This window comes from Halobacillus karajensis (assembly GCF_900108515.1).
Lineage (GTDB): Bacteria > Bacillota > Bacilli > Bacillales > Halobacillaceae > Halobacillus > Halobacillus karajensis.
In genome coordinates this window covers 134,936-159,109 of sequence record NZ_FNWW01000008.1, presented here as the reverse complement: position 1 = coordinate 159,109, position 24,174 = coordinate 134,936, and the positions used below count along the sequence as shown (strand labels likewise).

Genomic DNA, 24,174 nt, shown 5'->3' with positions numbered 1-24,174 from the left:
GGTCCCCCTCTATGCTTTTTCTAATTTTATAGGGGAATGATCGACATGTTGTTGATTTAGAAGTTTAAATTGCTGCATTCGATTACGGAAACGAACTACCTCGCCTACAATAATCATCGCCGGATTCTTTACGTCTGCTTTCTCAACGATATGAACAATAGATTTTAGCGTTCCTGTGACGACTTGTTGGTTTTCCGTAGTCCCCTGTTGAATGATGGCTACAGGTGTATCCTCTTTATATTTAAGCAATTGTTCACAAATATATGGAAGATTTCCAATCCCCATGTAAATCGCTATGGTATCCACACTTTTGGCTAAACTCTCCCAATCAATATCTCTAGGTTTCCCTTTGGGACGATGGCCTGTCACTATGGCAAATGAACTGGACAATTCACGGTGAGTGACAGGGATATCGGCAAAGGCCGGGGCCGCAATCCCAGCTGTAATACCAGGAACCACCTCGTACTCCAAGCCTTTTTTCGCCAATTCTCCCGCTTCTTCTGCACCTCTGCCATATACGTATGGATCTCCCCCCTTAAGTCTCGTGACCACCTTGCCCTGGGTCGCATATTTTACTAACAGATGATTAATTGTCTCTTGTTTCATCGTGTGCAAGTTTGGCAGCTTGCCGCAATAAACCAAGTCAGCGTCTGGTCTTGCTTCCCGCAGCAACTCTTTATTAACTAAACGATCATATAAAATCACTTCTGCTTGCTGAATACACTTTAATGCCTTTACAGTAATTAACTCAGGATCCCCAGGACCCGCACCAACTAAGTATACTTTTCCCATTTTCTTTTCCTCCTCTATGCTTGTCCGCGTTTTGTATTCGGAATCCTAGATTCATTTTTAGGCATTTTCAAAATCCTCGTTTCCACCTTGTGGTGGGTAAAGTATAAAGCTAGACCTGTAAATACCACTCCACTTACCAAATTACCGAGCAAAACTGGGACCTGGTTCCACATCCACCAATCCGCTATAGTAACATCAGCCCCAAGCATCATTCCTGCCGGGATTACAAACATATTGACAACTGCGTGTTCAAACCCCTGGGCAAAGAAAATTAAAATCGGCAGCCACATCGCAGCCATTTTCCCGATCGTTGATGTAGACACAAATGCTAACACGGCTCCCAATGTGACCATCCAATTACATAACATGGCCTTGACAAAAACGACGATTAAACCTTCACTCCCAAGACTTGCATATCCTAATGTCTTCGCTTCAGATACAGCTATCAGTTTTTCTGCTACCGCATTGTCTGTCACATGCCCCAACTGAGATAAAGCGATGGTGTATAGAAAAGCGTAGAAAGCACCTCCGATCAGATGACCGATCATCACCCAAAACCAGTTGTTGAGCATCTCACCTACAGACACTCTCTTCTCAAGGACAGCTAAAGGAATGAATGCGAAGTTCCCTGTCAAAAGTTCTAACCCTAATAAAATAACCATTACAAAACACGCAGGGAACAACAAAGCTCCAAGAACACCTAAGCCTGATTGAACTTCGGTGGTAAAGGCCAAAGTCGTACCAAACCCGAGGAGGGCACCGGCAATGACTCCTCGGATAAGCATATCTTTAATAGACAATTGCGCTTTGGATTCTCCAGCATCAATCATATTTTCCATTACTTGACCGGGCTTAACGTAAGTCATAATCCCCCTCCCCAGAATGATAATTTATACATTAGACAAGCACATAAACAGAATTGTTTTTGACTTCCACTTGATAGGTACCTACACATCCCTCATCCGGGGCCTGTGCTTGACCGTTGTTTACATTAATCTTCCAATTATGCATTGGGCAAAATATATGTTCTCCACTAACCATCCCTTCAGCCAGAACCCCGCCTTTATGAGGGCAGCGGTTTTCTATCGCACGTATCTTCCCATTCGCCAATTTAAATACGGCAATTTCTTTATCACCAATAATGACGGTTTTTCCCAGGCGTTCAGGCAGTTCAGAGTAATTCCCGATTAATACTCTACTTAATGTTCTTTCCATTTTACCCCTCCTAAAATTGATCTTTAAACAAGTTAAGCATTCACTTTCTCATATAAATCTTTTAGCAGGGTCCCATTATTGATTGCTTCGCTCCATGGTTCCTGAATAGCTGAAAGAGCTAGATCCATACGTTCATTCAACTCGTCACGCTTCTCTTTATTTCCAACCACTTCTCGGATATGTTCTATTCCCATCTTTTCCACCCATACGGACGTCCGATCTAAATAATTCGCTGTTTCTCTGTAGTACTGTAAGAAGGCTCCTACCCACTCAAGGACCTCATCACCTGTCTCTACTTTGCATAATAAATCCGCCTGCCTCAGATCCGTTCCACCATTTCCCCCTACATAGATTTCCCAGACTCCTTCAAGTCCAACGACCCCAACGTCTTTCACTCCACCTTCTGCACAATTCCTCGGACAAGCAGAAACACCCATTTTGAGTTTGTGTGGTCCGGATAACCCTTCAAACTTCTTCTCAAGCCTAATTCCAAGTCCTGTGGAATCTTGTGTACCGAACCGACAGAATTCAGAACCGACACATGTTTTCACCGTCCGGAGGCCTTTCGCATAGGCATGACCGGATGGCATATCCAGTTCTTCCCAAATATTAGGCAAATCTTGTTTATTTACCCCTAATAAATTGATACGCTGTCCACCTGTCAGCTTAATCATGCCTACATCATATTTTTCTGCCACATCTGCTATCTTTCTAAGGTCCTGTGCATTCGTTACCCCACCGTACATTCGTGGGATCACACCAAAAGTTCCATCTTTTTGAATATTGGCATGTAGTCTTTCGTTCACAAAACGCGACTCTCTCTCATCCTCGTATTCCGTTGGATAAAGCATTCCTAAATAATAATTCAGTGCTGGTTTACACTTCGCACAGCCTTCTTCATTCTTCCACCCCAGCACATTCATTACTTCTCGAGTATTTGTCATCCCTTTTTCTTTTATTTCAGCAATCACTTCATCTTTAGATAAGGTAGTACAGCCGCAAACCGTTTCTTTTTGATTTTCGTCATATTCTTCACCAAGTGTATATTCTAATAAATCGGAAACTAGAGACTTACATGTACCGCAGGAACGAGAGGCGTTCGTACATCCCTTCACTTGTTCAACAGAATTCAACCCTTGTGTTTCGATTGCCTCTATGATCGTTCCTTTCGTGACTCCATTACAACCACAAATCAGTTCATCGTCAGGCATATCAGCAACCAAACCTGCTCCTGCTTCCTGGTTTTGATCGGTATCCGTGTACTCCTCAACATCCGCCCCTTTTTTAATAAGATTAAGAAGGCGATTCCCATCTCCTGTATCACCAAACAAGACAGCTCCTGTTATTTTTCCTTGCTCGACAACAATTTTTTTATAGACTCCACGCCAATCATCAAACACTTTGATGGCCTTTGTATGTTCATTCTCCATAATTTGTCCTGTGGAAAATACATCAACCCCAGAGACTTTTAACTGGGTGGATAGAACAGACCCTTGATAACCATCTCCCCCCATACCACAAATCCGTTTAGCTAACACTTGAGCCTGTTGATAAAGAGGTGCAACTAACCCATACACCATTTCCCGGTGTTCCGCACACTCTCCAACCGAGAAAATATTAGGATCATTCGTTTCCAAATAATCATTGACAACGATTCCACGATTCACTTCAATCCCGGATTCTTTCGCCAGTGCAACGTTCGGTTTAATTCCAACAGCCATGACGATCAAATCCGCCTCTATTTCTTCTCCATCATTGAACCGAAGGCCAGAGACATGATCATTGCCTAAAATCTCGCTCGTCTGTTTTTCTAGTAGGAAATGCATTCCCTGTTCTTCCAACTCTTCTTTCAGTAGTGTTCCCGCTTCTTTATCTAACTGTCGCTCCATCAATGAATCACAGAGGTGTATAACATCTACTTCCATCCCCAGGTTAAGCAAGCCTCGGGCTGCTTCAAGTCCTAAAAGCCCACCGCCAATCACAGCAGCTTTTTTATATTTCTTTGAGTAATCAACCATTTTTTCACAATCTTTAATATCACGAAAGGCAGTCACGCCCTCTTTGTCTATTCCAGGTAAAGGCAATATCACCGGGTCGGACCCAGTAGCGATAATCAACTGATCATAAGATTCTTCACGATCTTTATCCGTATAGACGATCTTTTGCTCCTTATCGATGCGCGTTACCGTTTCCCCCGGATAGAGTCGAATGTTATTATCTTCATACCAGTGCCACTCATTTAATGTAATATCAGAAACGGAAGTATCTCCCTGGAGAACCTTGGATAATTCTATACGATTATAATTTGGATAAGGCTCCTTCCCGAAAACCGTAATATCAAATGTATCCGGCTCCAGTTTCAATACTTCTTCTAAAGTTCGAATCCCAGCCATTCCATTTCCGATCAATATAAGTTTCTGTTTTTCCATGGAAACCCTCCGCCGTTTTATTTGTGGTAATATTCTAAATTATATGTCAATGTTAACGACCTCCCTCTTCCTTTTCAAACACTATGTAAGAAAACCTAACATACTTTTTCACTTTAAAATAAAAGAGACTCGTTAATAATCGGATAATTCTACATTCAAACGGCAGCCTGCGCTATATAAATAAGAAAAAGCGCTCACATGTAAACAAAGGTAACACAGAGATTCAAAATAAGTATGTATAGTTTCATATAAGAAAAAACCGAATAGCGCTATCCTCTCCCTATAAAGCTATCTTTTTATAATTTGCCCCCCCTCTGTTTAAGCCCCTTTAGTCCCACCCCTTAAGTTCATACAAACCGCTCTCTCCACTGCCTATTTTTCTCCCTCCCGGAACATTAGGGAAAATTTATTCAAACAGAAAACTATCTTTATGTTGTAACGAGTCACAAAGAATGATACTATACTACTCATACAAAAAGTATGTCATAATATCATTTAATAGATTAATAGTATGTCACATTAGTTCAATAGAGCACTCACAAGGGAGGGGTTCTAGCGATAACTTTATGGTGATTTATACTTTAAGGAAAAGGGAGATGGATAGTGACTAACAAAGAAACGATATATGTCGTGTCAGATTCCGTCGGAGAAACAGCAGATTTAATGGTAAAGGCTGTAGCCAGTCAATTTTTAGGAAAGGATGTTGAAATTAAGCATTTTTCCTATGCGGAGGATGAACAAGATATTAATAATGTCATCACTGCAGCGAAGTATAGCCATTCAATCATTGCCTACACTATTGTCCTTCCAGCTTTAAAGCAATACCTTGATCAAAGAACAGCAGAGGAAGGGATTACCGCTGTTGATTTAATGCTTCCTCTAATGAATGCGTTTACTCAAACATTTAATACCGAACCCAGTCATCAACCCAGACAAATGAGAAAGCTGGATGAGGATTATTTTAAAAGAGTAGAAGCCATTGAATTTGCTGTGAAGTACGATGATGGACAAGAAGTACGAGGGTTAAGACTCGCAGACATTGTTCTTATTGGAGTCTCCAGAACGTCGAAAACCCCTCTTTCTATGTACTTAGCAAATAAAAAATTTAAAGTAGCCAACGTCCCTCTTATCCCAGAGGTTCCACCACCTCAAGAGCTTTTTAACATCCCAAGAAGTAAATGTGTAGGATTAATGATCACACCGGAGAAACTGAATGAAATCCGCAGAGAACGACTTAAAAATTTAGGTTTAACTTCTCCAGCGAATTATGCGTCACTCGATAGAATTCTTGAAGAACTAAATAGTGCTCAAAACATAATGAGAAAAATCGGCTGTCCTATTATTGATGTCTCTAATAAGGCGATAGAAGAGACAGCTGATATCATCCTAGCCATGTTTAATAAAAGGGGGAGCTTTGCTAATGGATAAAAATAAAAACTTTGTTTTCATGTTTGATCAACCAGAAAGCGGCAAGAAGGAACTACTGGGGGGAAAAGGTGCTAACCTAGCTGAAATGACACGGATTGGTTTGCCCGTCCCTTATGGATTTACGATTACGACAACGGCTTGTAATTCCTATTACGAAGCTGGACAAGTCATCCCTCCTGAGGCTGAAGTTCAAGTATTAGAAGCCCTTCATACCCTTGAAATGAAAACAGGCAAGCAATTAGGGGATCCATCAAACCCGCTGCTCGTCTCTGTCCGTTCAGGTGCGGTACATTCGATGCCTGGAATGATGGATACAGTATTAAACCTCGGCATGAATGATGAGACCGTTGAAGGTGTAGCAAAACTGACAAATAATCCTCGGTTTGCTTATGATTCCTACCGAAGATTTATACAAATGTTCAGTGATGTAGTCCTCGATGTAGACAACTTCTATTTTGAACAGTTGTTGGAGAATACTCGCACTGAAAAGGGGTACCACTCTGATACAGACTTTACTGCCGAAGAATGGAAGCAGGTGATCGAAGAATTCAAAAAAATTGTCCAAAGACATGCGAAAAGAAGCTTTCCTGAGGATCCAAAGGAACAATTATTCCTGACCATCAATGCCGTCTTTGACTCATGGAATAACCAGCGGGCTATTTTGTACCGACGTCTTCATAATATCCCGAGCCACCTTGGTACAGCTGTGAATATTCAAAGCATGGTGTTTGGAAATATGGGAGATGACTCTGGTACAGGAGTTGCTTTTACCCGTAATCCATCCACCGGCGAGGCTAATCTTTATGGAGAATATTTGATCAACGCCCAAGGAGAAGATGTGGTGGCAGGCATTCGAACACCTCAGCCAATCGCCAGCCTGCAACAGGAAATGCCAGATGTATATGAACAATTAAGCGAGACCTGCCAGCTGCTAGAAAATCATTACAAGGATATGCAGGATATTGAGTTCACAGTGGAACGCGGGAAGCTTTTTATTCTCCAAACGCGGACAGGTAAACGTACAGCCCAAGCAGCCATTCGGATTGCTGTTGAATTGGTAAGAGAAAATATCATGGATAAACGGGAAGCTCTAACACGTGTGGATCCCGATCAGCTCAATCAGCTGCTCCATCATCACATCGATCCTAACCATAAAGAAACACAATTAGCTAATGGCCTCCCAGCTTCTCCAGGAGCAGCCACAGGCCAAGTCGTCTTTGATGCCAATGAGGCAGAAGAGCTATCAAAAAGCGGAAAAAAAGTGATTCTTGTTCGCCCTGAAACGACACCGGATGATATCCATGGCATTGTAGCTGCCCAAGCGACTGTTACGAGCCGCGGCGGAATGACAAGTCATGCTGCCGTCGTAGCTAGAGGAATGGGAAAAGCCTGCATATGCGGTTGTGAATCCCTAAAAATCCATCTAGAGTCCAAACAATTTCATGTAGGAACAACGACTGTAAATCACGGAGATGTCATCACCATTGATGGTTCAACGGGTGAAATCTTTCTTGGGGAAATTCCCATGATCGAGCCACAGCTTTCGGACGAATTCCAATTACTGCTTAACTGGGCGGATGAAGAGACAAAAATGGATGTAAGAGCAAATGCTGATAATCCAGAAGATGCCGCGAAAGCATTAGAGTTTGGAGCAGGAGGAATTGGCCTTTGCCGCACAGAGCATATGTTCATGGATCCTTCCCGCATCCCAACTGTTCAAAGTATGATCCTCTCTGAAACCAATGAGGAACGTAAAGACGCCCTTGATAAGCTCTTGCCCATGCAGCAGCAAGACTTTGAAGGAATATTTGAAACCATGCAGGGATATCCCATTACAGTAAGGTTATTAGATCCACCTCTTCACGAGTTTCTCCCTGACAAAGAGGAACTCCTTGTCGATGTAACTAAACTGCAAATCTCAAACCCTCGTTCAAAAGATCTGCAAGAAAAACAGAATCTCTTGCGGAAAGTCCGTGTGTTAGAAGAATCAAACCCTATGTTAGGACATCGGGGCTGTCGCTTAGGAATGATTCATCCTGAAATATATGAAATGCAAGCAAAAGCCATCTTTTATGCAATGTCCAGCGTTATGAAAAAGGGAATCAAAGTAAACCCTGAAATTATGATTCCTTTGGTCAGCCATGTAAATGAATTAAAAGATATGCGTCAACGTGTTATCCATGTTGGCGAACAAGTTCAACAAGAAACTGGACAAGAATTTAACTACCTTATTGGGACTATGATTGAAACGCCGCGCGCGGCCCTAACAGCTGATCAAATTGCCGAAGAAGCTGACTTTTTCTCATTTGGAACGAACGACTTAACACAAACCACGTTCGGATTTAGTCGCGATGATGCCGAAGGGAAGTTTCTCCAGCACTACGTTGAACAGGATGTACTGCAGCAAAATCCATTTGTCTCATTAGACCAGGAAGGTGTAGGGAAACTTGTAGAAAGTGGTGTGAAATTAGGCAGAGATACCAAACCTGCACTTAAAACAGGGATTTGCGGAGAACATGGTGGGGAAAAAGAATCGATCCAATTCTGCTTTGATTTAGGGATGGATTATGTAAGCTGTTCACCATTTCGTGTCCCTGCTGCACGGCTTGCGACAGCTCAGGCAACGATTAGAAACGAAGAAATCAATAAACTAAAAGAACCACAATACAATTAAAACGATAAATAATTAATAAAGAGGGCTTTTTGTTATCCTATAAATAATTAATTCAGGAATGGTGCTCATTATAATAAATAAAAAGGAACTCTAAACAACTTCCGTTATTCATGTTTAGGGTTCCTTTATTTTGCATGTTTCTTAGCATTAGACATTAAAACTCTTTTCCTTTTCATCAAAATTCGGATAAGCTACTGTTTTAGCTTCTCTAATCTCATCCTTATCAGAGATTTGGGATAACGTTTTATCAACTATATTATAATAACCAGCTTTATTAGCTGTTATGGAAGCTATTTCCCATAGAATATTATAAAACTTCCTCCGATCCAAACTATGCAAATATTCCTGTTCAAAACCTTTAGCCGTATAAACCACAAACTCCCAAACTGAATCATAATCTCTTTCCCGTACAGCTTGAGCAATTGCATGGAGGACATTTAATAAATCCATGGTAACCACTATATTTTTCCTTGAGTAATGTCGTATAGAAGCAAAACTAATATACAAGTAATCTTCGAAATCTAAGCTTTTTACTATAACTCGAAGATTCCCCTGATTATCCCATAGATAAGGGGTAAAGTTTGCATTCTGTGAAATATTTATAAGTAAGTCTCCAAGTTGATAGATTGTACCAGATGCCGTTTTTGGGTCATGGTTTCCTAAAGCGCGTATTGCAATTTCCACAAATTTATTTAGGCTAAATTCAATATCTTGTATTTCGGTTTGTGTTTTTCCAAAATCAAACATCCCCATATATTTTTTTACATCAATTTTTTCGCTTAAAGAGTTCCTCTTCCAATAGGTGAATAATGGAGTAGAATGATAAACAAAATCCCCTACTTTGTATTCTAACTTTAAAACTATCCCATCGTTTTCTGCTTCCTTAATGAGTCCAATAAAGTCAACCTTCTGCAAATATCCCGACCTTTTAATTCTTACTTGGATTCCTTCAGTTTTAGGGATATCCTTTTTAATTTCACTTATGTCTTCCACACGGTAAGGATCCAACTCATGAATCAAAGAATCATCCATAATATTTATCGATTCGTTTTTCATATCTAATGTCATGTTTGTTATTTGTAACCAAGTAATAATATGGTTAATAAAGACGACAAAAGCCCCGAGAGAAATGACAGCTAAAAGAGTTGCAGAAGTTGGGATAAAAAAGTAGTTTGCTTCTTTATTAAGGAATAGTAAGCTCAAAAGTACATATAGAAAACTCCCTATAAAAATTCCTAATGTGTGTTGAGTCCTCTTAGTCATCATAAAGTTTTTCAAAATTCGAGGTGAAAATTGAGCTGAAAAGGTAGTAAGCGCGGTCAACACCCCATAAAAAGTAAAGGAAGTAAGTGACAGAAGACCAGCAGTCAGGGTACTTAATATATTTCGAGTTAATTCGTAACTTGGGTTTAGGAATGAAGGTACTAAATAGCCGAAATTCATCCAGAGGTCAGCCCATGAAGTGCAAAGAAATAGTGTAAAGGCTACGATTGAATAAATAACGGGTGTCATCCAAAGGTTAGAAAATTTATAAATCCGCTTTTCTCTTTTTGTCATATTAAAGTACTTTTTTATTTCTTGTCTTAGTTTCAATCCCATTATTACATTCCTCCCTATAGTGATCCCCTAAATATTGCCCTATGTAAGGCTTCGTACCAAATAACTTATTGGAGAAATATATTCGACTGCCATTTAAGTTTTTTACATAGATAGGACTGGATGTTCACGTTTTACATGAAAGAGTGATTCTTATCTACAAAAATGAGGCTGCCCTTGGCAAGAGAGAAAAGAATCCCCCTCCTTAAAGAGGGGGATAGAAATCATATTAGGATATTTTGACCCAATACGCTGCCTCATTATCAGCTGGAGACGGTGGGAATTGATCACCTTGATTTAACTCAATGGTTTGTTTATCTTTGCTAGAATTACCGTTCACAAGGCTGTCCACTTTATACTTTCCACTTTCTGCAGCCTTTTCACCTATTTTATATTGTTTATCTTTCGCCATCATCTACCACCTCTCTTAAATATTTGAATCTATTAGCAGTGATGGGAATCCTAAACCTTAGGAATTCCTGCTTGAGCCGTTACCTGAATGACGCCCACCTTTTTGACCGATATCTTCAAAATGTTCTTGATCGTATTTACGGGAGGTTTTTTCTCCGCCTTTTTTGCCTGCTTCCTCTGTAGTCATTTTTTGATTATTTTTGGCCATGTGAATGAACCTCCTTTTGAAAATTATCGTGTCACATTTAATAATTTCTCATTTTCAAAGAAACTTAAACCTCATTTACTTTAGGGAAATGTTATTTTAATCAACTGTAAAGGTATTTTATAATTTGAAAAACTAATAGGTTTGTAGGAGGAATCCGTCCTGCTTACTCCATTCTGCGTAATAGATTTGGTTTACAGAGTATCCCTGTTCCTGCATCTTCCTAATAAGCCATTGCTTATCTTTTCCGATATCATTTAGGGTGCTTTCATTGATTCTTCCCTTTTCAATGAGGAGATAAGAAAGTCCACTTTCTTTATAATCTCTTAAAAAATCCTGTTTTTCTACAGGTTGTTCCCCTGTTTTAGGAAGCACACTTAATGTACCACTATTCTCAAGCACAGCGTATTCCACTTCACTAATGGAAAATATCCCCTGCATACGTAACAGGGTGCGAACTTGCTCAGCTTCCAGCATATTTCGCTTCATTTCTTTTATGTTTATTTTCCCCTTCTCTATAACAACGGAAGGCTTCCCTTTAATTATATTTCTCCAGTTAGCAAATTTCTGAGCGCTTTTTTCTACCGTAAAAATAAAGACGGCCCATAACCCCAAGGCCATTAGCATGTGCCATACAGTTACTTGGGACTCGTATAATCCATCTTCAATAATTCCCCCAAGAATCAGCGCGTACACGAAGTCTAAGGGTGTAACCTGGGACATTTGTTTTTTTCCTAACACGCGCGTAATAAAGACAATTCCTATTAAACCGACCATTAACTTCAAGGCTATTTGAAAAAACATCATATAGAAGATTCCCTCCTTTTTTGGTATTTCCATTTCCTTATTCATGAATGGCTAAACAAATTACTTTAATATGGGAGGACAAAGAATGATCGCTGGTAGGAGAAAACTAAAATTGAATAGTTGAAATAAAAATAAAAAAGCACTTACCCTACGGTAAGTACTCTCCATACTTATCAAAGCTGATCAATCGTTTTTTTAGTTAAACAAATTTTTCATACCCATTTTTTAAATAAGAGTTGTCATCACTATTTAGACCGCTTCGCGTTGAAACTTATGCTTATAATGACTTAAAGCGAGAAGCGGATAAATGTAACGATAGCTGTGATAGTGGATATAAAATGCTCCTCCCATCCCCTGTCCTTTCGGATAGTTATGGGTCCAATCCTTGTTATTTCCCTTCTCAATAAGAAATTGTATTCCTTTTTCAATGGCTGGAGTGGGTGATGAGGAGGTGGAAATGAGAGCATCCAGTGCCCAAGCGGTATGAGTCAACGTGCTTGCTTTTAAGGGCATATAGCGCTTCTCCGTATCGCTTTTACAGGACTCTCCCCATCCCCCATCTTCGTTTTGAATGTCCTTTAGCCATTGGACAGCATTACGAAGCATCGGAGCTTTGGAGTCCGCGCCACATGCAATTAATCCGGTAACGGCAGCCCATGTTCCATAAATATAGCAGATCCCCCACCGGCCATACCAAGAGCCGTTCTGGTTTTGCTTCTTCCTAAGCCACTCGATCCCTCTAGCTATCGCAGAATGATTTTTATTTACGTTTGTAAAGTTCCCTAGGAATTCAAGTGTCCTTCCCGTTAAATCAGCCGTGGATGGGTCGAGCAGCAAAAACTCTCCTCCTTGCACGGGCAGCAGGTTTAAGATTTTCTTATCCACGTTCCTCTCAAAAGATGGCCATCCCCCATCCGTGTTTTGCATTGACATCCCCCATTGAGTTCCTCGCTCCCACGCTTGATGGAAACCTGGTTGATAAGAAAGGATTTTTTGTATTGCCCGTAAGCTTGCTGTGGTGTCATCTACATCAGGGTTTATCGTATTCAAATCGGAAAACCCCCACCCACCAGGGCTTGTAGAAGGGTTGTGAACCACCCAATCGCCATATTTAAATTGCTGCCTGGACAATAAATAACGATTGGCCTTTTGGATGACATCATCCTTCTCAGAAACACCTGCTTCCTGAAGGGTATAGCTGATCAGAGAGGTGTTCCATACATCAGCGGTCGTATATTGCATATGGACACGTCCGTCTATGAGAGTGGCCATCGATTTTAATCCGTTGACAGCATTTCTGATTTTCTTATCTTTTTTTGAAAAACCCTGCGACATAAAGGCAAAAATCATTAAGAACGTGGCGCTAAAATAATTCAAGAACGTGCCATCAGATTCAATACGCTTCAACATGTACTGTTTTGCTTGTTCAGCAGCTATTTCTTCCAAATGGTTAAGCGTATAGAAACTGGACTGAAGAGCCTTCGTTAAGGAGGATAAATAATTCCGCCACTCCAGGATGCGGTCCGATTCTCGAAAGAAATGGTGCCCAGAACGTTCATCGAAATGAACATAAAGATGGGACAAATCAGGGGTTTGAGGTGTAGTTAATTGGTACTTTTCATGGGCAAGCAAAAGAAGCGGGACCATGTTTGCTCTGCCAAATACCGAAATATCATAAAGGTTGAGCGGAAAATGAACCGGAAGCAAAATGGCTTCAAGGGGGATCGGGAAAAATTTTGGCCAGGCCTGTTGTCCAGTTAACGCCAGCATGATTTTCGTAAACATCCCTGCCTCATTTAATCCACCATGTTGAAGGATAAACTGTTCCGCTTTTTTCATGTTAGGATCCTCGGAATTGGCATAGCCTGAATATAAGAGACCGTAATAGGCTTCGATGGTAGCTGATAAATTACCTGGGCCCTCATCATAAAACAGTTTCCACGCCCCGTTTTTTTCCTGTTTACTAACAATTCTTTCTGACAATGCCTGGATTAACTTCTCCTCATGAATCTCCAGGGAACGTAATAAAATGATCATATAAGAGTCCGTCGCTACTCCGGTTTCAAACGCATAGTCCCAGGACCCATCTTGAGATTGGTCCCTTTTTAAGAGATTAATCAAGCGTTCCATTTCAGATAGCACCCATTGTTTCACCTATTCCATCCCTCCTAAAAAGTATGACTCCCTATACTTATTCATATATGAAAACACACATTCCTAGAGAGGAGTGATCGCTTCTGGTAAAGGTTACAAGAACATTCCGTTCCCTGGAAAAACTAAAAAAGCAATTAAACAATAATTTTAAAACTAAAGCTGCTCAGCCTTTTGCCACACCGTCCTCGAAAGACCAGCAGTTGATCACAATGATTCGAGAAAAAACGGAAACGCTCAACTTGAATAACGTAACACGGACTCAAGCTTATCTTGACTTCTATTTAAGGCATCCAGAAATTGAATGGGCTTTACTTGGCCACATGGTATCGAGAAACGGTGGCTGGAATATGACGGATTTAAAAGGAGAATTTCTAGCAAAGCTATTAACGGAAAAGGAACAAACGGATTTCTTTTCATTCTTAGAGCGAGGAAATTGGTTGATCTTCCAGGATATCTATCCCCAGTTTCTCCTATATGAAGAGAGTCTGGCAAACAAGCAGCCCCACTTCCACCTTCTTCGACACCTAAATGTATCCGTATTTATGGAAGTCGTTTGGATAGACTTTTGGAACACCCAAGACACCACAACCTTAGCCCTTGCGATGATCATTAATGAGCAAAGCTATTTGGAAAAACGAGTCATCCAAAATCCCACCTATAAAAATACGGTACTTGATACGATCATGTTTAAATTACAGGAGTTATTGAATATGAGCCATATTCTATTTCCCTATTCCCAAAAGCCTTTCACAAAAAATTGGCTAGTGGGGCAAACACTACCTCCATTTTCCTCTTTGTCCCAACGCATTGAATTAGGGAAACGATTATATGCTTTACTTTTTTCAAATCCAAATCGCCTTCAGCAGATCATTGGCTGGGCTAAAACTACGCCTCATACGGGGTCTCGCAAAGATTACTGGCCCCATCTGTTTAATGATGTGAAAGAGACAGTACCGGGGAACTTGTATGTTCCTCAAACCAAAAATTGCACCTTACGAAAAGGCGCCAGCCGCATTTATAGTCCGAGACTGGAATACGCTTGGAAAAATAGCAATCAAACAAAGGCTGAAAAAGGGGACTGGTTTACTGAATGGAGCGGAATAGATTTTTTAGAACCTATGACTGAAAACATAAATGGGGAGATTAAACATGACTATTGTGAATCTATCGAAAAACTCGAATGGACCGTCTTTACCAAAAAAATCTTATTCCACCGGCAACGGTAGACGAACGTTCTTATCCTACCTCTTCACTATGATTTCCGCCTCCCTGCTGGTCACGTACATCGAAATATGGCTTATCACCCAAAATTACTACATATTTCTTACCCGGCCCTTTCCAAATGTCTTTCCCATTGACATTCGATTCACCTTATTGGTTATTCCTGCTTTTACCTTATTTGCTCTATGGGTGATGAAATCGGTGAGCGGTCTGACTCGGTTCGTTTTTATATTCCTTGCCAGTGTGCTTGCAATGGTGCTGGAGCCGGTGATGGAAGATATAGGGGTCATTGCCTTCAGCTCAAAATGGAAGCACATCTATTCTTTTTTTGGATATGCTGCATTCCTTCTGCTCATCCAGAGCATTCATGATTGGGTCCGTAGGATAGATAACTAAAAAGAGGTTCTTTAAAACAAGAACGGCTCCTCTGTACAATGGAGGATTGTTTCCAATCCAGGGCTTATAGAATTCTGGAGACTTGGCTTAGACCATAAAAAACGGTCCAGATAAGGGGCGTTTCCCTCGCCTGGACCGTTTTTGTCAGACGTATTTTTTTTCTTTTGCCAAGTCCTGCGCAACCCCGATAATCCAGTCTTCCTGTCCGCCGACCGCTCCCATTTCACTAATTTTGGTTAAAATATCACGCGGATCAACACCATACTCTTTTCCCGCTCTTTCTGCGAATAAAAGAAAACTGGAGTAGACACCAGTGTAACCTAGTGTGAGGCTCAGGCGGTCGATTTGCACGGGACGGTTCATCATAGGCTTCATTACGTTTTCTGCTGCATCCATTGCCTTATATAAATCTACAATGTGAGGGATTTCCATTTTATTCATAACGGCAATAAGCTGTTCAGTAGCCGTATTCCCAGCTCCGGCCCCCATTCCTGCTAAGCTTGTATCGATTCGGCTCGCGCCTTCTTCCAAAGCAACGATTGAGTTGGCCACGCCTAATGAGAGGTTATTATGGCCATGGAAGCCAATATCCGTACTCAAATTTTCTTTAAATAGCGCAATCCTTCTCCGAGTATCATCCATCGTCAATGCCCCGGCGGAGTCTACCACATAAATCGTTCCAGCCCCATAATATTCCATCTTTTTAGCTTCTTCCAGTAATTCCTCCGGCGTCGAACGGTGAGACATCATTAAGAAACCAACGGTGTCCATCCCCATATCTACAGCTTTTTTGATATGCTGTTCGGAAACATCAGCTTCACTGCAATGCGTGGCAACTCGTACAACAGCTGCCCCCCATTCCCTTGCCCGCTTCAAATGATCAATTGTTCCGATACCAGGAAGGAGGAGCACACCTATCTTCGCACGCTTAGCGTTTTTCACTGCTGTTGTGATAATGTCCTCTTCGGATTCTTTTGAAAAACCATATTGGATCGAGCTTCCGCCTAACCCATCTCCGTGAGTAGCTTCAATGATATCGACGCCAGACTCATCAATGAGCTTTGTCAGTTCAGCAATTTGTTCTTTTGTATATTGATGAGAAATGGCATGCATCCCATCTCGTAAGGTAACGTCATTAAAAACTATTTTTCTATGGTTACTCATTGTGCTGTTTCCTCCTTCCTCAGATGTTCCGCCATAACTTCTCCAGTCTCCAAGGCTGCTGAAGTTATGATATCCAGATTACCTGCGTATTTAGGTAGAAAATCCCCATTTCCTTCTACTTCTACAGAAACTGTTACAACATTTCCTTTGATAACCGGATCTGCCTTGAAACGGTATCCTTTCACATAACGTTGCACCGTCTTTAAAATGTCATCCAACGAAGATAAAACTTCCTCACGGTGGTCTTCTGCGGATTGTGCAGTTTTAACGTGAATCGTGTTTCTCATCAAGATCGGAGGTTCAGCTGGATTTAACGTAATGATGGCCTTCGATTCTTTAGCACCCCCAACTTCCTGCAAAGCTTTTGCTGTCGTCACCGTAAATTCATCGATATTCTGCCGGGTCCCAGGACCGGCGCTTTTACTAGAGATGGACGCAACAATTTCCGCATAATCTACCTTCACGACATCAGAAATCGCCTTCACAATAGGAATGGTTGCCTGACCACCGCATGTAACCATGTTAACGTTATCCAGTCCAACAATCCTATCTTTCTTCAAATTTACAGATGGTACGACAAAAGGCCCTATGGCTGCCGGTGTCAAATCAATCGCCTTCATCCCCAGATCTTTTAAAATCGGGGCATTATTTCCATGCGCTTTTGCAGAAGTAGCTTCAAAGATGATTTCTGCTAATTCCGGATCCGCTACCAAACCATCAATACCGTTATAAATTGGTTTCACACCATATTGCTTAGCCAGCGCTAGCCCCTTCGAATTTTTATCAATACCGACCATCGCGGTAAGCTCAAGCTTATCGCTCCCTAGTAATTTGTACATGAGATCAGTTCCGATATTACCGGAGCCAATAATGGCACATTTTATTTTCTGATTCGACATGTTCATTTCTCCCTATAACTCATTTATTCTTCCGAGTAATAACAGCAATCATCGCACTGTTGTCTCTAATCAGCCAATGATAGAAACAATCCTATCCACAACTGAAATTTGCAAGGTCCAGCAACCAATGAAGTGACCTTCCTACCTTCTCTCTATTAAAAATAAGCGATTTGACTATGCCAAACACTTGAATTTTTAAAAAAGGGAATGCTACCTAAACGACAACATTCCCAATGATATCTATAGAAATATAGAGGGTTAAGGTCCATGCAAGGTATCACAAGCTCCCTACCCGAAAAAACTTTCAGCCTTTTCCAGTTGTTCTTCTTGATCGGCTGGTAAATCATTTTCATCTACGATTGCATCAACTGGGCAAGCAGCAACACAAGCGCCACAATCTATACAAACATTTGGGTCTATAAAAAATTGATCCGCCCCCTCTTCTATGCAGTCGACTGGACAGATACCGACACATTCGGCTGCCTTTTCGTGACGGCATGAATCAGTTATTACAAAGGCCATGAAAATACCCTCCTTTTCTGTATATCTTGATGAACCCTAGCCAATTTGATTACTTACCGCATTTCATTTCGTACTAGTTCTTCCTCGTTTGATCTCCTATATTGTTCGTCATCAAGGTTTAAAAAGTGTAAAGCATTAAGCCCATGGATTTTTTCTCTTTCTGTGTTATTCAATGATGATAATCGATCGACCACTCTTCCAGATGGGGCTTCACGTAGTAAAAAAGGATAATCAGAACCGGCAATGATCTGATCAACTCCAAATCGATCGACCATAAACTGTAAATTACTTTCATCGTAAACTAATGAATCAAAATACAAGAGTTTTGCATAATGGCTGGGTGGGTTCTTGGTCTTTCTTATTTGCGGCCATACATTCCACCCTTTGTCCATTCTTGGTAATAAGTAGGGTAAGGATCCGCCTCCATGGGCAAAGCATATCTTTAAGTTTGGATATTTATCTAACAGGCCGCTCATGATGATACTTCCGGCAGCCAAAGCTGTTTCTGAGGGCATCCCCACCATGTACATAAAGTTATGCCTTGGCATTCGTTCCCTCCCTAATGTTTCCCAAGGATGAACAAATAATGGAACCCCCCATTCATGCGCAGCCTGAAAAAATCTTTCTAATGAATCGTCATCTAAATTCTTGCCATTCACATTACTTCCTATTTGAATACCTTTTAAGCCCAATTCGTGGACCGCTCTATCCATTTCCTTGATCGCAAGGTCAACTTCCTGTAATGGAACGGTTGCTAAACCTATAAACCTTTTCGGATATTCTTTTGTGATAGAGGCAATAAAATCATTTTGGAACTTTGCCATCTCCAACCCTTGTTCAGGTTCCGACCAGTAACTAAATGTGACTGGGATCGGCGATAAAACTTGGAGATCAATACCTTCTTTATCCATATCTTTTATTCGCTGCTCTGCATCCCATGTTTGGTTGGTGATTTCCCTGAATTTCTTCCCCTTTATTATAATGTTGGCCCCACAGTCACAAGTTTTCTCTAACACCGGCCAACGGTTATCCCCATATTTTTCTCTTAAATCCAGATATTCCTCTGAAATAATATGTGTATGAAAATCAATTTTTAAGTGTTGATTCACAAATAAACTCTCCCAATATTTATAGTTTTTATAGGGAAAAGAATAAAATACGTTCGTCTCTCTCCCATTTATTCTCCTATCTTCGTTCCATAAGTTAAATAGGTTTCCGGTGGTGTACTTCCCCACATTTCCAGACCTAGTTGTCCTACCTCGGGAGACCATTCAATCGGTTCCCAATCAGGAGAGAAAATGAGGAGTCCGCCTGTCCAAATTTCCACCCGATGACCAGACGGTTCAATAACATAGATGAATTGTGCTCCGCTTGTCCCATGCTTACCTGGACCCCATTCTATTTTTATATCATTTTCTGCCATTAGATTAGACGCTCGAATAAGTTCATCTGGAGAATCCAAATAATAGGCTAAGTGGTGAAATGCTGCCCCATCTTGATTGGAATTCCTCATTAGGGCCATTTCATGCGCAATGTTCGTTCTACTCAACCATGAGCCTAAACGGATGTCCTCTTTATTTTGAATATAGTATCGATGATGAATACCAAGTAGGTCTGTCCACCATTGTTGTTCTTTTTTAACATCATTCACCATGAGATTAACATGGTCAAATCGACGAGGTGAGACACCTTTTCCGGTATATTTACTTGGATGACTCGGTAAATTTGACTTTAATTGCGGGTCATCCGTCACAAAGAGTTCCTTTTCCCAATATAATTCAACCGGTAATCCAGATGGGGATTTAAAATGGAGGGCATCACCCAGGGCCTTCTTCCGTCCACCCTCTATCCACTCATAATCGATATTCATTTCTTTTAATTGTTTTTCAAATAACTCTAAAGATTCCCTTGAACTTACACGCCATCCCATACGGTTGACTTCCGATGTATGGGATGCTTGAAGAACCAGCGTATGATGATCAAAGTCCTGCCATGCTCTTAAATAGGCACGGTCTCCATCTGTTTCAGTTAATACAAGCCCCATAACTTCAGTGAAAAACCATAGAGACTTTTCAAAATTTGTCACACTGATTTCGACATGGCCAATATGGGCAACCGTGCGTAAATACTTCTCTAATCTCTCTTGATCTGATTCTTTATTTGCAATTTTTTCTTTCAGTTTAGACATAAGTATCCTCCTCATTTAGATACGTTCCAACATAAAAATGGATGACAGTTAAATGGTGCACTTAATAGGTAACGACTTTTTTCTTATTATCCTTCCTGCTCATGATGGATGTACTGTGAGCTGTGTGTAAGGATTCGCTTGGATCAATGTAAATCTTCGCATTACTTACCGCGATGGGAGCCTCACCAAAACCGGTAGCCATTAATTTAACTTTCCCTGGGTAGGTTGATATATCTCCTACAGCATAGATTCCTGGGATATTTGTTTCAGCTTTTGAGTTTACTTGAATTAAATTTTTCTCTATTTTCAATCCCCAATTTTTTATGGGGCCTAGATTGGATATAAAGCCATAGTTGACCAGGTACTCATCTGCATTTAATTCCATAATTTCTTTACTTTTGGTTTGCTTCAGCATTATTGATTCTATTTCGTTCTCCCCTACTAACTCAATTGGAGTATATGGAGTATAGATATTCACAGATGAGTCTCTCAATAGATTGACACTGTGCTCATGAGCTCTGAATCGGTCTCTTCTATGGACAATGTTCACGGATGACGCGATCCTCTCTAGCATGAGAGCCCAATCTACTGCAGAATCACCACCACCCAAAACAACAACATCCTTACCTTTGAAGTCATTCAGATCCTCGATTCGATAATGAAGGTTATTCCCAACAAATTGGGCCTCATTTTCCAATTTCATGCTCCTGGGTTTAAAGGCACCATTTCCAGCGGTTATAATAATCGTTCTAGAATAATGGGTCTGCCTGGTTGTTTTAATGGTAAAGATATCATCTTCCTTCGTTACCTCTTTTACTTCTTCATCAAGGCAAATATCACTTTCAAATTGTCCCATTTGTTCCTTCAATTGATCGACTAGATCCTTAGCTTTGATCTTAGGAAATCCGGCGACATCATAGACGTACTTATCCGGATATAATGCAGATAGCTGCCCTCCCAGTTGAGATAAGTTTTCAATAATTTTTACACTCGTCTGACGCATACCAGCATAAAAAGCAGTAAATAACCCCACTGGGCCACCGCCCACAATGGTTATATCAAACACTTCTCTTTCATTACTCAATTCATTCACCACCTTTCTTTTTATATCTCTTTTATAAGATCAAACTAATCTTTCCTTGCGGTCTTAGACTATCTAAATGTAGAATCACCTTTTTACTTTTTATAGCCAGCCCGTTATTCATTTGAACGATTTCATAGATATGTCTTCCAATAAACGTATCCAATACTTCTCTTTTTGTCCGGTGTGTTGTAAAATTGCACTCCACGCGAATCACCGGAGAGTCCAAATCACCAACCATAATATTATGATAGTTTCGAAGCGTGGTAGAGTGCGGGTATTCGACATGGGCTTCTTTCTTTAGTAATCTTTCAGCACGTTCTTGCAGGCGTGCGCGAGTGTCATGAACAAAAAACAAAGAGTCCTTTGGGTTGGCATCGGGATCACCTATAGGCGGAATGGTATAACTCGCATCCTCCGTAAACAATGCTGCCCATTCGGTTAATTTCCACTCATCCAGTAATTTGGCTTCCGTATATAGGAAATTAACAACATCTTGACGTGTTATAGTTGCTACCGTCATGTCTGAGCAACCTCCTTATTCAGGGATTGTTCAATTCTGGTTTTGTATTGCCTCCAGAAGCTTCTCATTTGAATCTCGTCTGTTGCCAATGTATTGTCTTCTCCTCTTACCATCCCTTTAGAGATATCATTCCACTGAACTTCTTGGTTATTGTTGTAGGCTTCCTGACATAGTTCCAATGCTTCATTATCATCTGGCGTAGCAAATCCCCCCGGTCCCAAGAATTCTAAGAAGTTATCATTTCTTGCCATTCGGTGTTCCTCATCCTCTCCTTTAGGAGCGAATGCATACCCGGATACTTCTATATAACCAGGAGAGGTAGGGTAGAAGGTTCTTGCCGTAATCGCCATAATGTCATTGATAACCAGATTAGGGAAAATCACAATATTTCGGTTGTAATTTGCGATTCTGTCTGCACGTTCTTCGCCGAACCTCTCCACTAACCTAGCTTTAATTTTCTCCATATCCTTTTTTAGGTCTTCGTTCCATATAGGAGTCCACTGTGCAATAGGTCTCCCCCAGGGAGCCACATATTCCATAACAGCGTGACCATTTCCAAGGTCGACTCCTTTTCCTTCTAACTTCACTTTTTTCAAGTCAGGATCTTGTCCTTGTTTTATATCGAAATATGTCTTATGGGTAGGCATACCATGATAGAGGTCCACACTATTTTCAGCTAGCAACTTCCAATTCGCTCTCACACTGTACTCTTGTACTCCACCGAGAGCCTCCATTCCAGCTTCCGATTGATCAGCTACCAAATCAATATATTCCTTGGCATTACCTAAGTATTCATCAAGAGAATTGGCATGATCGTCAAAGTTAACAAACATAAATCCGCGATAGCTTTCCAACCTATTAACTTCTGTCATATTTTTCGTTCCATCACAGTTAAAATCATCAGGGAAACCATCTTTCCCTGGCATACCTGCTAGTTGACCGTCATTTGTAAAGCTCCATGCATGATAGAAACAACGGAACACTCTAGAATTCCCTGAGTTTTCTCTACAAACAAGCGCACCACGATGTGGGCATGTGTTGTATAATGCTCTCATTTCTCCATCATGGCTATGGACAAGTAGTAAGTTACGTCCTCCTACTTTTTTCCGTTTGTAATCCCCTTTTTCAGGAATTTCCGATTCGTGCCCAATAAACAACCAACACTTATTAAAAATTTCTGCTCTTTCTCTAGCTAGTATCTCTCTATCAGTAAATACACTTCTATGAACAAGAAATTCACATTTTTCCGTATTATCCCGGATTAATTCCTTCATTTCGCTCACCCTTTCAAAATACATTTGCCTAAAGCATATTACTTCCACCATTGACACTAATCACTTGACCTGTAATGAAGCTTGCTCCATCGGTGGATAAATACCAAACGGAGTCTGCTACCTCTTCTTCTCTTGCGGCTCTCCCCTTTGGAATAATGTCAATATATTTATCCACTAAACCGGAATCTCTTTCCCTTATCCTATCTAGCGCTTCACAGTCTACTGCGGGTGGAGCAACCGTATTTACGGTAATATCACCTTCTGCAAATTCTCTTGCTAACCCAGTAGTCATTGCATGGACACCGCCTTTTGCCGCATTGTAAGCTGCATGTTCCCATAAACCATTTCTTACTGAATCAGCGCCTACATTAATAATTCTCCCCTGGCGGGCTTCGACCATATAAGGTAAGACCTTGTAACAAGACCAAATAGCGGTCCATAAATTTCTATTTATTGTTGTCTTCAGTGTATCGGGGGTTTGTTCTAAAAATGGTAAGATAACCCCTCCACCTGCGTTATTTACTAAAATGTCAATTTTGCCCCAACTATCTATGGTGTATTTCACCATTTCCTCGACATTTTCTTCTTCAGAAAGGTCTCCGGCATAGTATTTAATTTGCGATTTTGTTAGCGCTTGCATTTCTTCGCAAGCTTTATGTGTTCGCTCTTCATTAGTCCCACTAATCAACACATTAGCACCTGAATGAGCTAACTTTAATGCAATCGCACGCCCAATTCCCCGAGCAGATCCTGTTACAATAGCAACCTTTCCCTCTAATGATTCACTCATACGGTTATCTTCCAAAGTAGAGCCCTTCCTTTCTCCCATGGACTTTGCAGCGCTTACATAAATTCCCGCAATCCCTCCTTAGCGGTTAATCATGTCGTCAATATAGATTGCTTTGTTATTGCTTACTTTCAAGTATAGTAGTCAGAATATTTAGATACCAATTGAATATTTATTTACTTTTTCATGAATTTAAAAAAATTATTAATACAGTGTTCTGCAAAGGACTTTTATAATAGAAAGATTCTGTTAATTAAGTTGACAAGCTGTTCTTCCTATAAATATAATCAAAGTAACCTTCTTGTGCTGATGCTTAAGGTGCCCTTCACTCTCCTTTTAAAAATGGCCGTTCAGGGTAGTTGACCTCTTTCTTTCTCTATTTTCCCATTAGGTCATTACTTCACCTAT

General features: G+C 40.7%; 22 protein-coding genes. 4 read left to right on the top strand and 18 right to left on the bottom strand.

Features of this window, described 5'->3' with window-relative positions:
• Positions 1–9: 9 nt before the first annotated feature.
• The 4 genes from cobA to nirB are packed head-to-tail and all read right to left on the bottom strand — an operon-like array spanning position 10 to position 4,436.
• Positions 10–792 carry a uroporphyrinogen-III C-methyltransferase gene (gene cobA / locus BLW54_RS16185; RefSeq protein ID WP_035508163.1) on the bottom strand — a complete coding sequence of 261 codons (783 nt, stop codon included), beginning with the start codon at positions 790–792 and terminating at the stop codon, positions 10–12.
• Positions 793–806: 14 nt separating this feature from the next.
• Positions 807–1,658 carry a formate/nitrite transporter family protein gene (locus tag BLW54_RS16180; RefSeq protein ID WP_071414301.1) on the bottom strand — a complete coding sequence of 284 codons (852 nt, stop codon included), beginning with the start codon at positions 1,656–1,658 and terminating at the stop codon, positions 807–809.
• Positions 1,659–1,689: 31 nt separating this feature from the next.
• On the bottom strand, positions 1,690–2,007 hold the full coding sequence (gene nirD / locus BLW54_RS16175; RefSeq protein WP_035508162.1) for a nitrite reductase small subunit NirD: 318 nt from the start codon (positions 2,005–2,007) through the stop codon (positions 1,690–1,692).
• A 32-nt stretch (positions 2,008–2,039) separates the two neighbouring features.
• Positions 2,040–4,436 carry a nitrite reductase large subunit NirB gene (gene nirB / locus BLW54_RS16170; RefSeq protein ID WP_074735877.1) on the bottom strand — a complete coding sequence of 799 codons (2,397 nt, stop codon included), beginning with the start codon at positions 4,434–4,436 and terminating at the stop codon, positions 2,040–2,042.
• 603 nt (positions 4,437–5,039) lie between these two features.
• On the opposite strand from nirB, the gene BLW54_RS16165 reads away from it, so the two are divergent.
• Both BLW54_RS16165 and ppdK read left to right on the top strand, forming a co-directional pair.
• Complete coding sequence (locus BLW54_RS16165) at positions 5,040–5,864, top strand: pyruvate, water dikinase regulatory protein (RefSeq protein ID WP_035508160.1); 825 nt, start codon at positions 5,040–5,042, stop codon at positions 5,862–5,864.
• Entirely contained in the window at positions 5,857–8,538 is a 2,682-nt protein-coding gene (gene ppdK / locus BLW54_RS16160; RefSeq protein ID WP_074735875.1) for a pyruvate, phosphate dikinase, read from the top strand. Before BLW54_RS16165 ends, ppdK begins: the two co-directional genes overlap by 8 nt.
• Positions 8,539–8,685: 147 nt before the next feature.
• Here ppdK and BLW54_RS16155 read toward each other — a convergent pair whose 3' ends face one another.
• The 5 genes from BLW54_RS16155 to shc all read right to left on the bottom strand — a co-directional run bounded on the left by BLW54_RS16155 (position 8,686) and on the right by shc (position 13,711).
• Entirely contained in the window at positions 8,686–10,137 is a 1,452-nt protein-coding gene (locus tag BLW54_RS16155) for a DUF2254 domain-containing protein (RefSeq protein ID WP_074735873.1), read from the bottom strand.
• Between the two features lie 226 nt (positions 10,138–10,363).
• Positions 10,364–10,549: a YjzC family protein gene (locus BLW54_RS16150; RefSeq protein ID WP_341853318.1), complete on the bottom strand. Its 186-nt coding sequence runs from the start codon at positions 10,547–10,549 to the stop codon at positions 10,364–10,366.
• A gap of 54 nt (positions 10,550–10,603) precedes the next feature.
• The gene (locus BLW54_RS20510; protein ID WP_208598926.1) at positions 10,604–10,753 is read right to left on the bottom strand and encodes a hypothetical protein; all 150 of its coding nucleotides are present in this window, start codon (positions 10,751–10,753) and stop codon (positions 10,604–10,606) included.
• Positions 10,754–10,885: 132 nt separating this feature from the next.
• On the bottom strand, positions 10,886–11,557 hold the full coding sequence (locus tag BLW54_RS16145; RefSeq protein ID WP_051744111.1) for a DUF421 domain-containing protein: 672 nt from the start codon (positions 11,555–11,557) through the stop codon (positions 10,886–10,888).
• A gap of 249 nt (positions 11,558–11,806) precedes the next feature.
• Positions 11,807–13,711 carry a squalene--hopene cyclase gene (shc, locus tag BLW54_RS16140; RefSeq protein WP_341853317.1) on the bottom strand — a complete coding sequence of 635 codons (1,905 nt, stop codon included), beginning with the start codon at positions 13,709–13,711 and terminating at the stop codon, positions 11,807–11,809.
• Between the two features lie 209 nt (positions 13,712–13,920).
• Here shc and BLW54_RS16135 point away from each other — a divergent pair, with 209 nt between their 5' ends.
• The gene (locus BLW54_RS16135; protein WP_083391568.1) at positions 13,921–14,937 is read left to right on the top strand and encodes a DUF2515 family protein; all 1,017 of its coding nucleotides are present in this window, start codon (positions 13,921–13,923) and stop codon (positions 14,935–14,937) included.
• The gene (locus BLW54_RS21215) at positions 14,846–15,328 is read left to right on the top strand and encodes a CBO0543 family protein (protein ID WP_341853316.1); all 483 of its coding nucleotides are present in this window, start codon (positions 14,846–14,848) and stop codon (positions 15,326–15,328) included. Before BLW54_RS16135 ends, BLW54_RS21215 begins: the two co-directional genes overlap by 92 nt.
• A 144-nt stretch (positions 15,329–15,472) precedes the next feature.
• On the opposite strand, the gene dmpG is transcribed toward BLW54_RS21215, so the two are convergent.
• From dmpG to BLW54_RS16085, 9 genes are all read right to left on the bottom strand, one after another.
• The gene (dmpG, locus tag BLW54_RS16125) at positions 15,473–16,492 is read right to left on the bottom strand and encodes a 4-hydroxy-2-oxovalerate aldolase (RefSeq protein WP_074735865.1); all 1,020 of its coding nucleotides are present in this window, start codon (positions 16,490–16,492) and stop codon (positions 15,473–15,475) included.
• Positions 16,489–17,391 (bottom strand): acetaldehyde dehydrogenase (acetylating), encoded by a 903-nt coding sequence (locus BLW54_RS16120; RefSeq protein ID WP_074735863.1) that lies wholly within the window; start codon positions 17,389–17,391, stop codon positions 16,489–16,491. Before BLW54_RS16120 ends, dmpG begins: the two co-directional genes overlap by 4 nt.
• Positions 17,392–17,679: 288 nt before the next feature.
• Complete coding sequence (locus tag BLW54_RS16115) at positions 17,680–17,913, bottom strand: DUF362 domain-containing protein (RefSeq protein WP_074735861.1); 234 nt, start codon at positions 17,911–17,913, stop codon at positions 17,680–17,682.
• Positions 17,914–17,966: 53 nt separating this feature from the next.
• Positions 17,967–19,022 (bottom strand): amidohydrolase family protein, encoded by a 1,056-nt coding sequence (locus tag BLW54_RS16110; protein ID WP_074735859.1) that lies wholly within the window; start codon positions 19,020–19,022, stop codon positions 17,967–17,969.
• Between the two features lie 68 nt (positions 19,023–19,090).
• Positions 19,091–20,101 carry a VOC family protein gene (locus BLW54_RS16105; RefSeq protein WP_167358832.1) on the bottom strand — a complete coding sequence of 337 codons (1,011 nt, stop codon included), beginning with the start codon at positions 20,099–20,101 and terminating at the stop codon, positions 19,091–19,093.
• Between the two features lie 61 nt (positions 20,102–20,162).
• Positions 20,163–21,185: an NAD(P)/FAD-dependent oxidoreductase gene (locus BLW54_RS16100; protein WP_074735857.1), complete on the bottom strand. Its 1,023-nt coding sequence runs from the start codon at positions 21,183–21,185 to the stop codon at positions 20,163–20,165.
• A 31-nt stretch (positions 21,186–21,216) separates the two neighbouring features.
• Positions 21,217–21,705 carry an aromatic-ring-hydroxylating dioxygenase subunit beta gene (locus BLW54_RS16095; protein WP_074735855.1) on the bottom strand — a complete coding sequence of 163 codons (489 nt, stop codon included), beginning with the start codon at positions 21,703–21,705 and terminating at the stop codon, positions 21,217–21,219.
• Positions 21,702–22,979 (bottom strand): aromatic ring-hydroxylating oxygenase subunit alpha, encoded by a 1,278-nt coding sequence (locus tag BLW54_RS16090; RefSeq protein ID WP_074735853.1) that lies wholly within the window; start codon positions 22,977–22,979, stop codon positions 21,702–21,704. Before BLW54_RS16090 ends, BLW54_RS16095 begins: the two co-directional genes overlap by 4 nt.
• A gap of 28 nt (positions 22,980–23,007) precedes the next feature.
• Entirely contained in the window at positions 23,008–23,784 is a 777-nt protein-coding gene (locus BLW54_RS16085) for an SDR family NAD(P)-dependent oxidoreductase (protein ID WP_083391570.1), read from the bottom strand.
• Positions 23,785–24,174 lie beyond the last annotated feature (390 nt).

What these genes read in the sequence shown, in the direction of transcription:
- cobA (WP_035508163.1), bottom strand. Translation starts at nt 792, where the DNA reads ATGGGAAAAGTATACTTAGTTGGTGCGGGTCCTGGGGATCCTGAGTTA.
- BLW54_RS16180 (WP_071414301.1), bottom strand. Translation starts at nt 1,658, where the DNA reads ATGACTTACGTTAAGCCCGGTCAAGTAATGGAAAATATGATTGATGCT.
- nirD (WP_035508162.1), bottom strand. Translation starts at nt 2,007, where the DNA reads ATGGAAAGAACATTAAGTAGAGTATTAATCGGGAATTACTCTGAACTG.
- nirB (WP_074735877.1), bottom strand. Translation starts at nt 4,436, where the DNA reads ATGGAAAAACAGAAACTTATATTGATCGGAAATGGAATGGCTGGGATT.
- ppdK (WP_074735875.1), top strand. Translation starts at nt 5,857, where the DNA reads ATGGATAAAAATAAAAACTTTGTTTTCATGTTTGATCAACCAGAAAGC.
- BLW54_RS16155 (WP_074735873.1), bottom strand. Translation starts at nt 10,137, where the DNA reads ATGGGATTGAAACTAAGACAAGAAATAAAAAAGTACTTTAATATGACA.
- BLW54_RS16150 (WP_341853318.1), bottom strand. Translation starts at nt 10,549, where the DNA reads ATGATGGCGAAAGATAAACAATATAAAATAGGTGAAAAGGCTGCAGAA.
- BLW54_RS20510 (WP_208598926.1), bottom strand. Translation starts at nt 10,753, where the DNA reads ATGGCCAAAAATAATCAAAAAATGACTACAGAGGAAGCAGGCAAAAAA.
- BLW54_RS16145 (WP_051744111.1), bottom strand. Translation starts at nt 11,557, where the DNA reads ATGATGTTTTTTCAAATAGCCTTGAAGTTAATGGTCGGTTTAATAGGA.
- BLW54_RS16135 (WP_083391568.1), top strand. Translation starts at nt 13,921, where the DNA reads ATGATTCGAGAAAAAACGGAAACGCTCAACTTGAATAACGTAACACGG.
- BLW54_RS21215 (WP_341853316.1), top strand. Translation starts at nt 14,846, where the DNA reads ATGGGGAGATTAAACATGACTATTGTGAATCTATCGAAAAACTCGAAT.
- dmpG (WP_074735865.1), bottom strand. Translation starts at nt 16,492, where the DNA reads ATGAGTAACCATAGAAAAATAGTTTTTAATGACGTTACCTTACGAGAT.
- BLW54_RS16120 (WP_074735863.1), bottom strand. Translation starts at nt 17,391, where the DNA reads ATGTCGAATCAGAAAATAAAATGTGCCATTATTGGCTCCGGTAATATC.
- BLW54_RS16115 (WP_074735861.1), bottom strand. Translation starts at nt 17,913, where the DNA reads ATGGCCTTTGTAATAACTGATTCATGCCGTCACGAAAAGGCAGCCGAA.
- BLW54_RS16105 (WP_167358832.1), bottom strand. Translation starts at nt 20,101, where the DNA reads ATGTCTAAACTGAAAGAAAAAATTGCAAATAAAGAATCAGATCAAGAG.
- BLW54_RS16095 (WP_074735855.1), bottom strand. Translation starts at nt 21,705, where the DNA reads ATGACGGTAGCAACTATAACACGTCAAGATGTTGTTAATTTCCTATAT.
- BLW54_RS16090 (WP_074735853.1), bottom strand. Translation starts at nt 22,979, where the DNA reads ATGAAGGAATTAATCCGGGATAATACGGAAAAATGTGAATTTCTTGTT.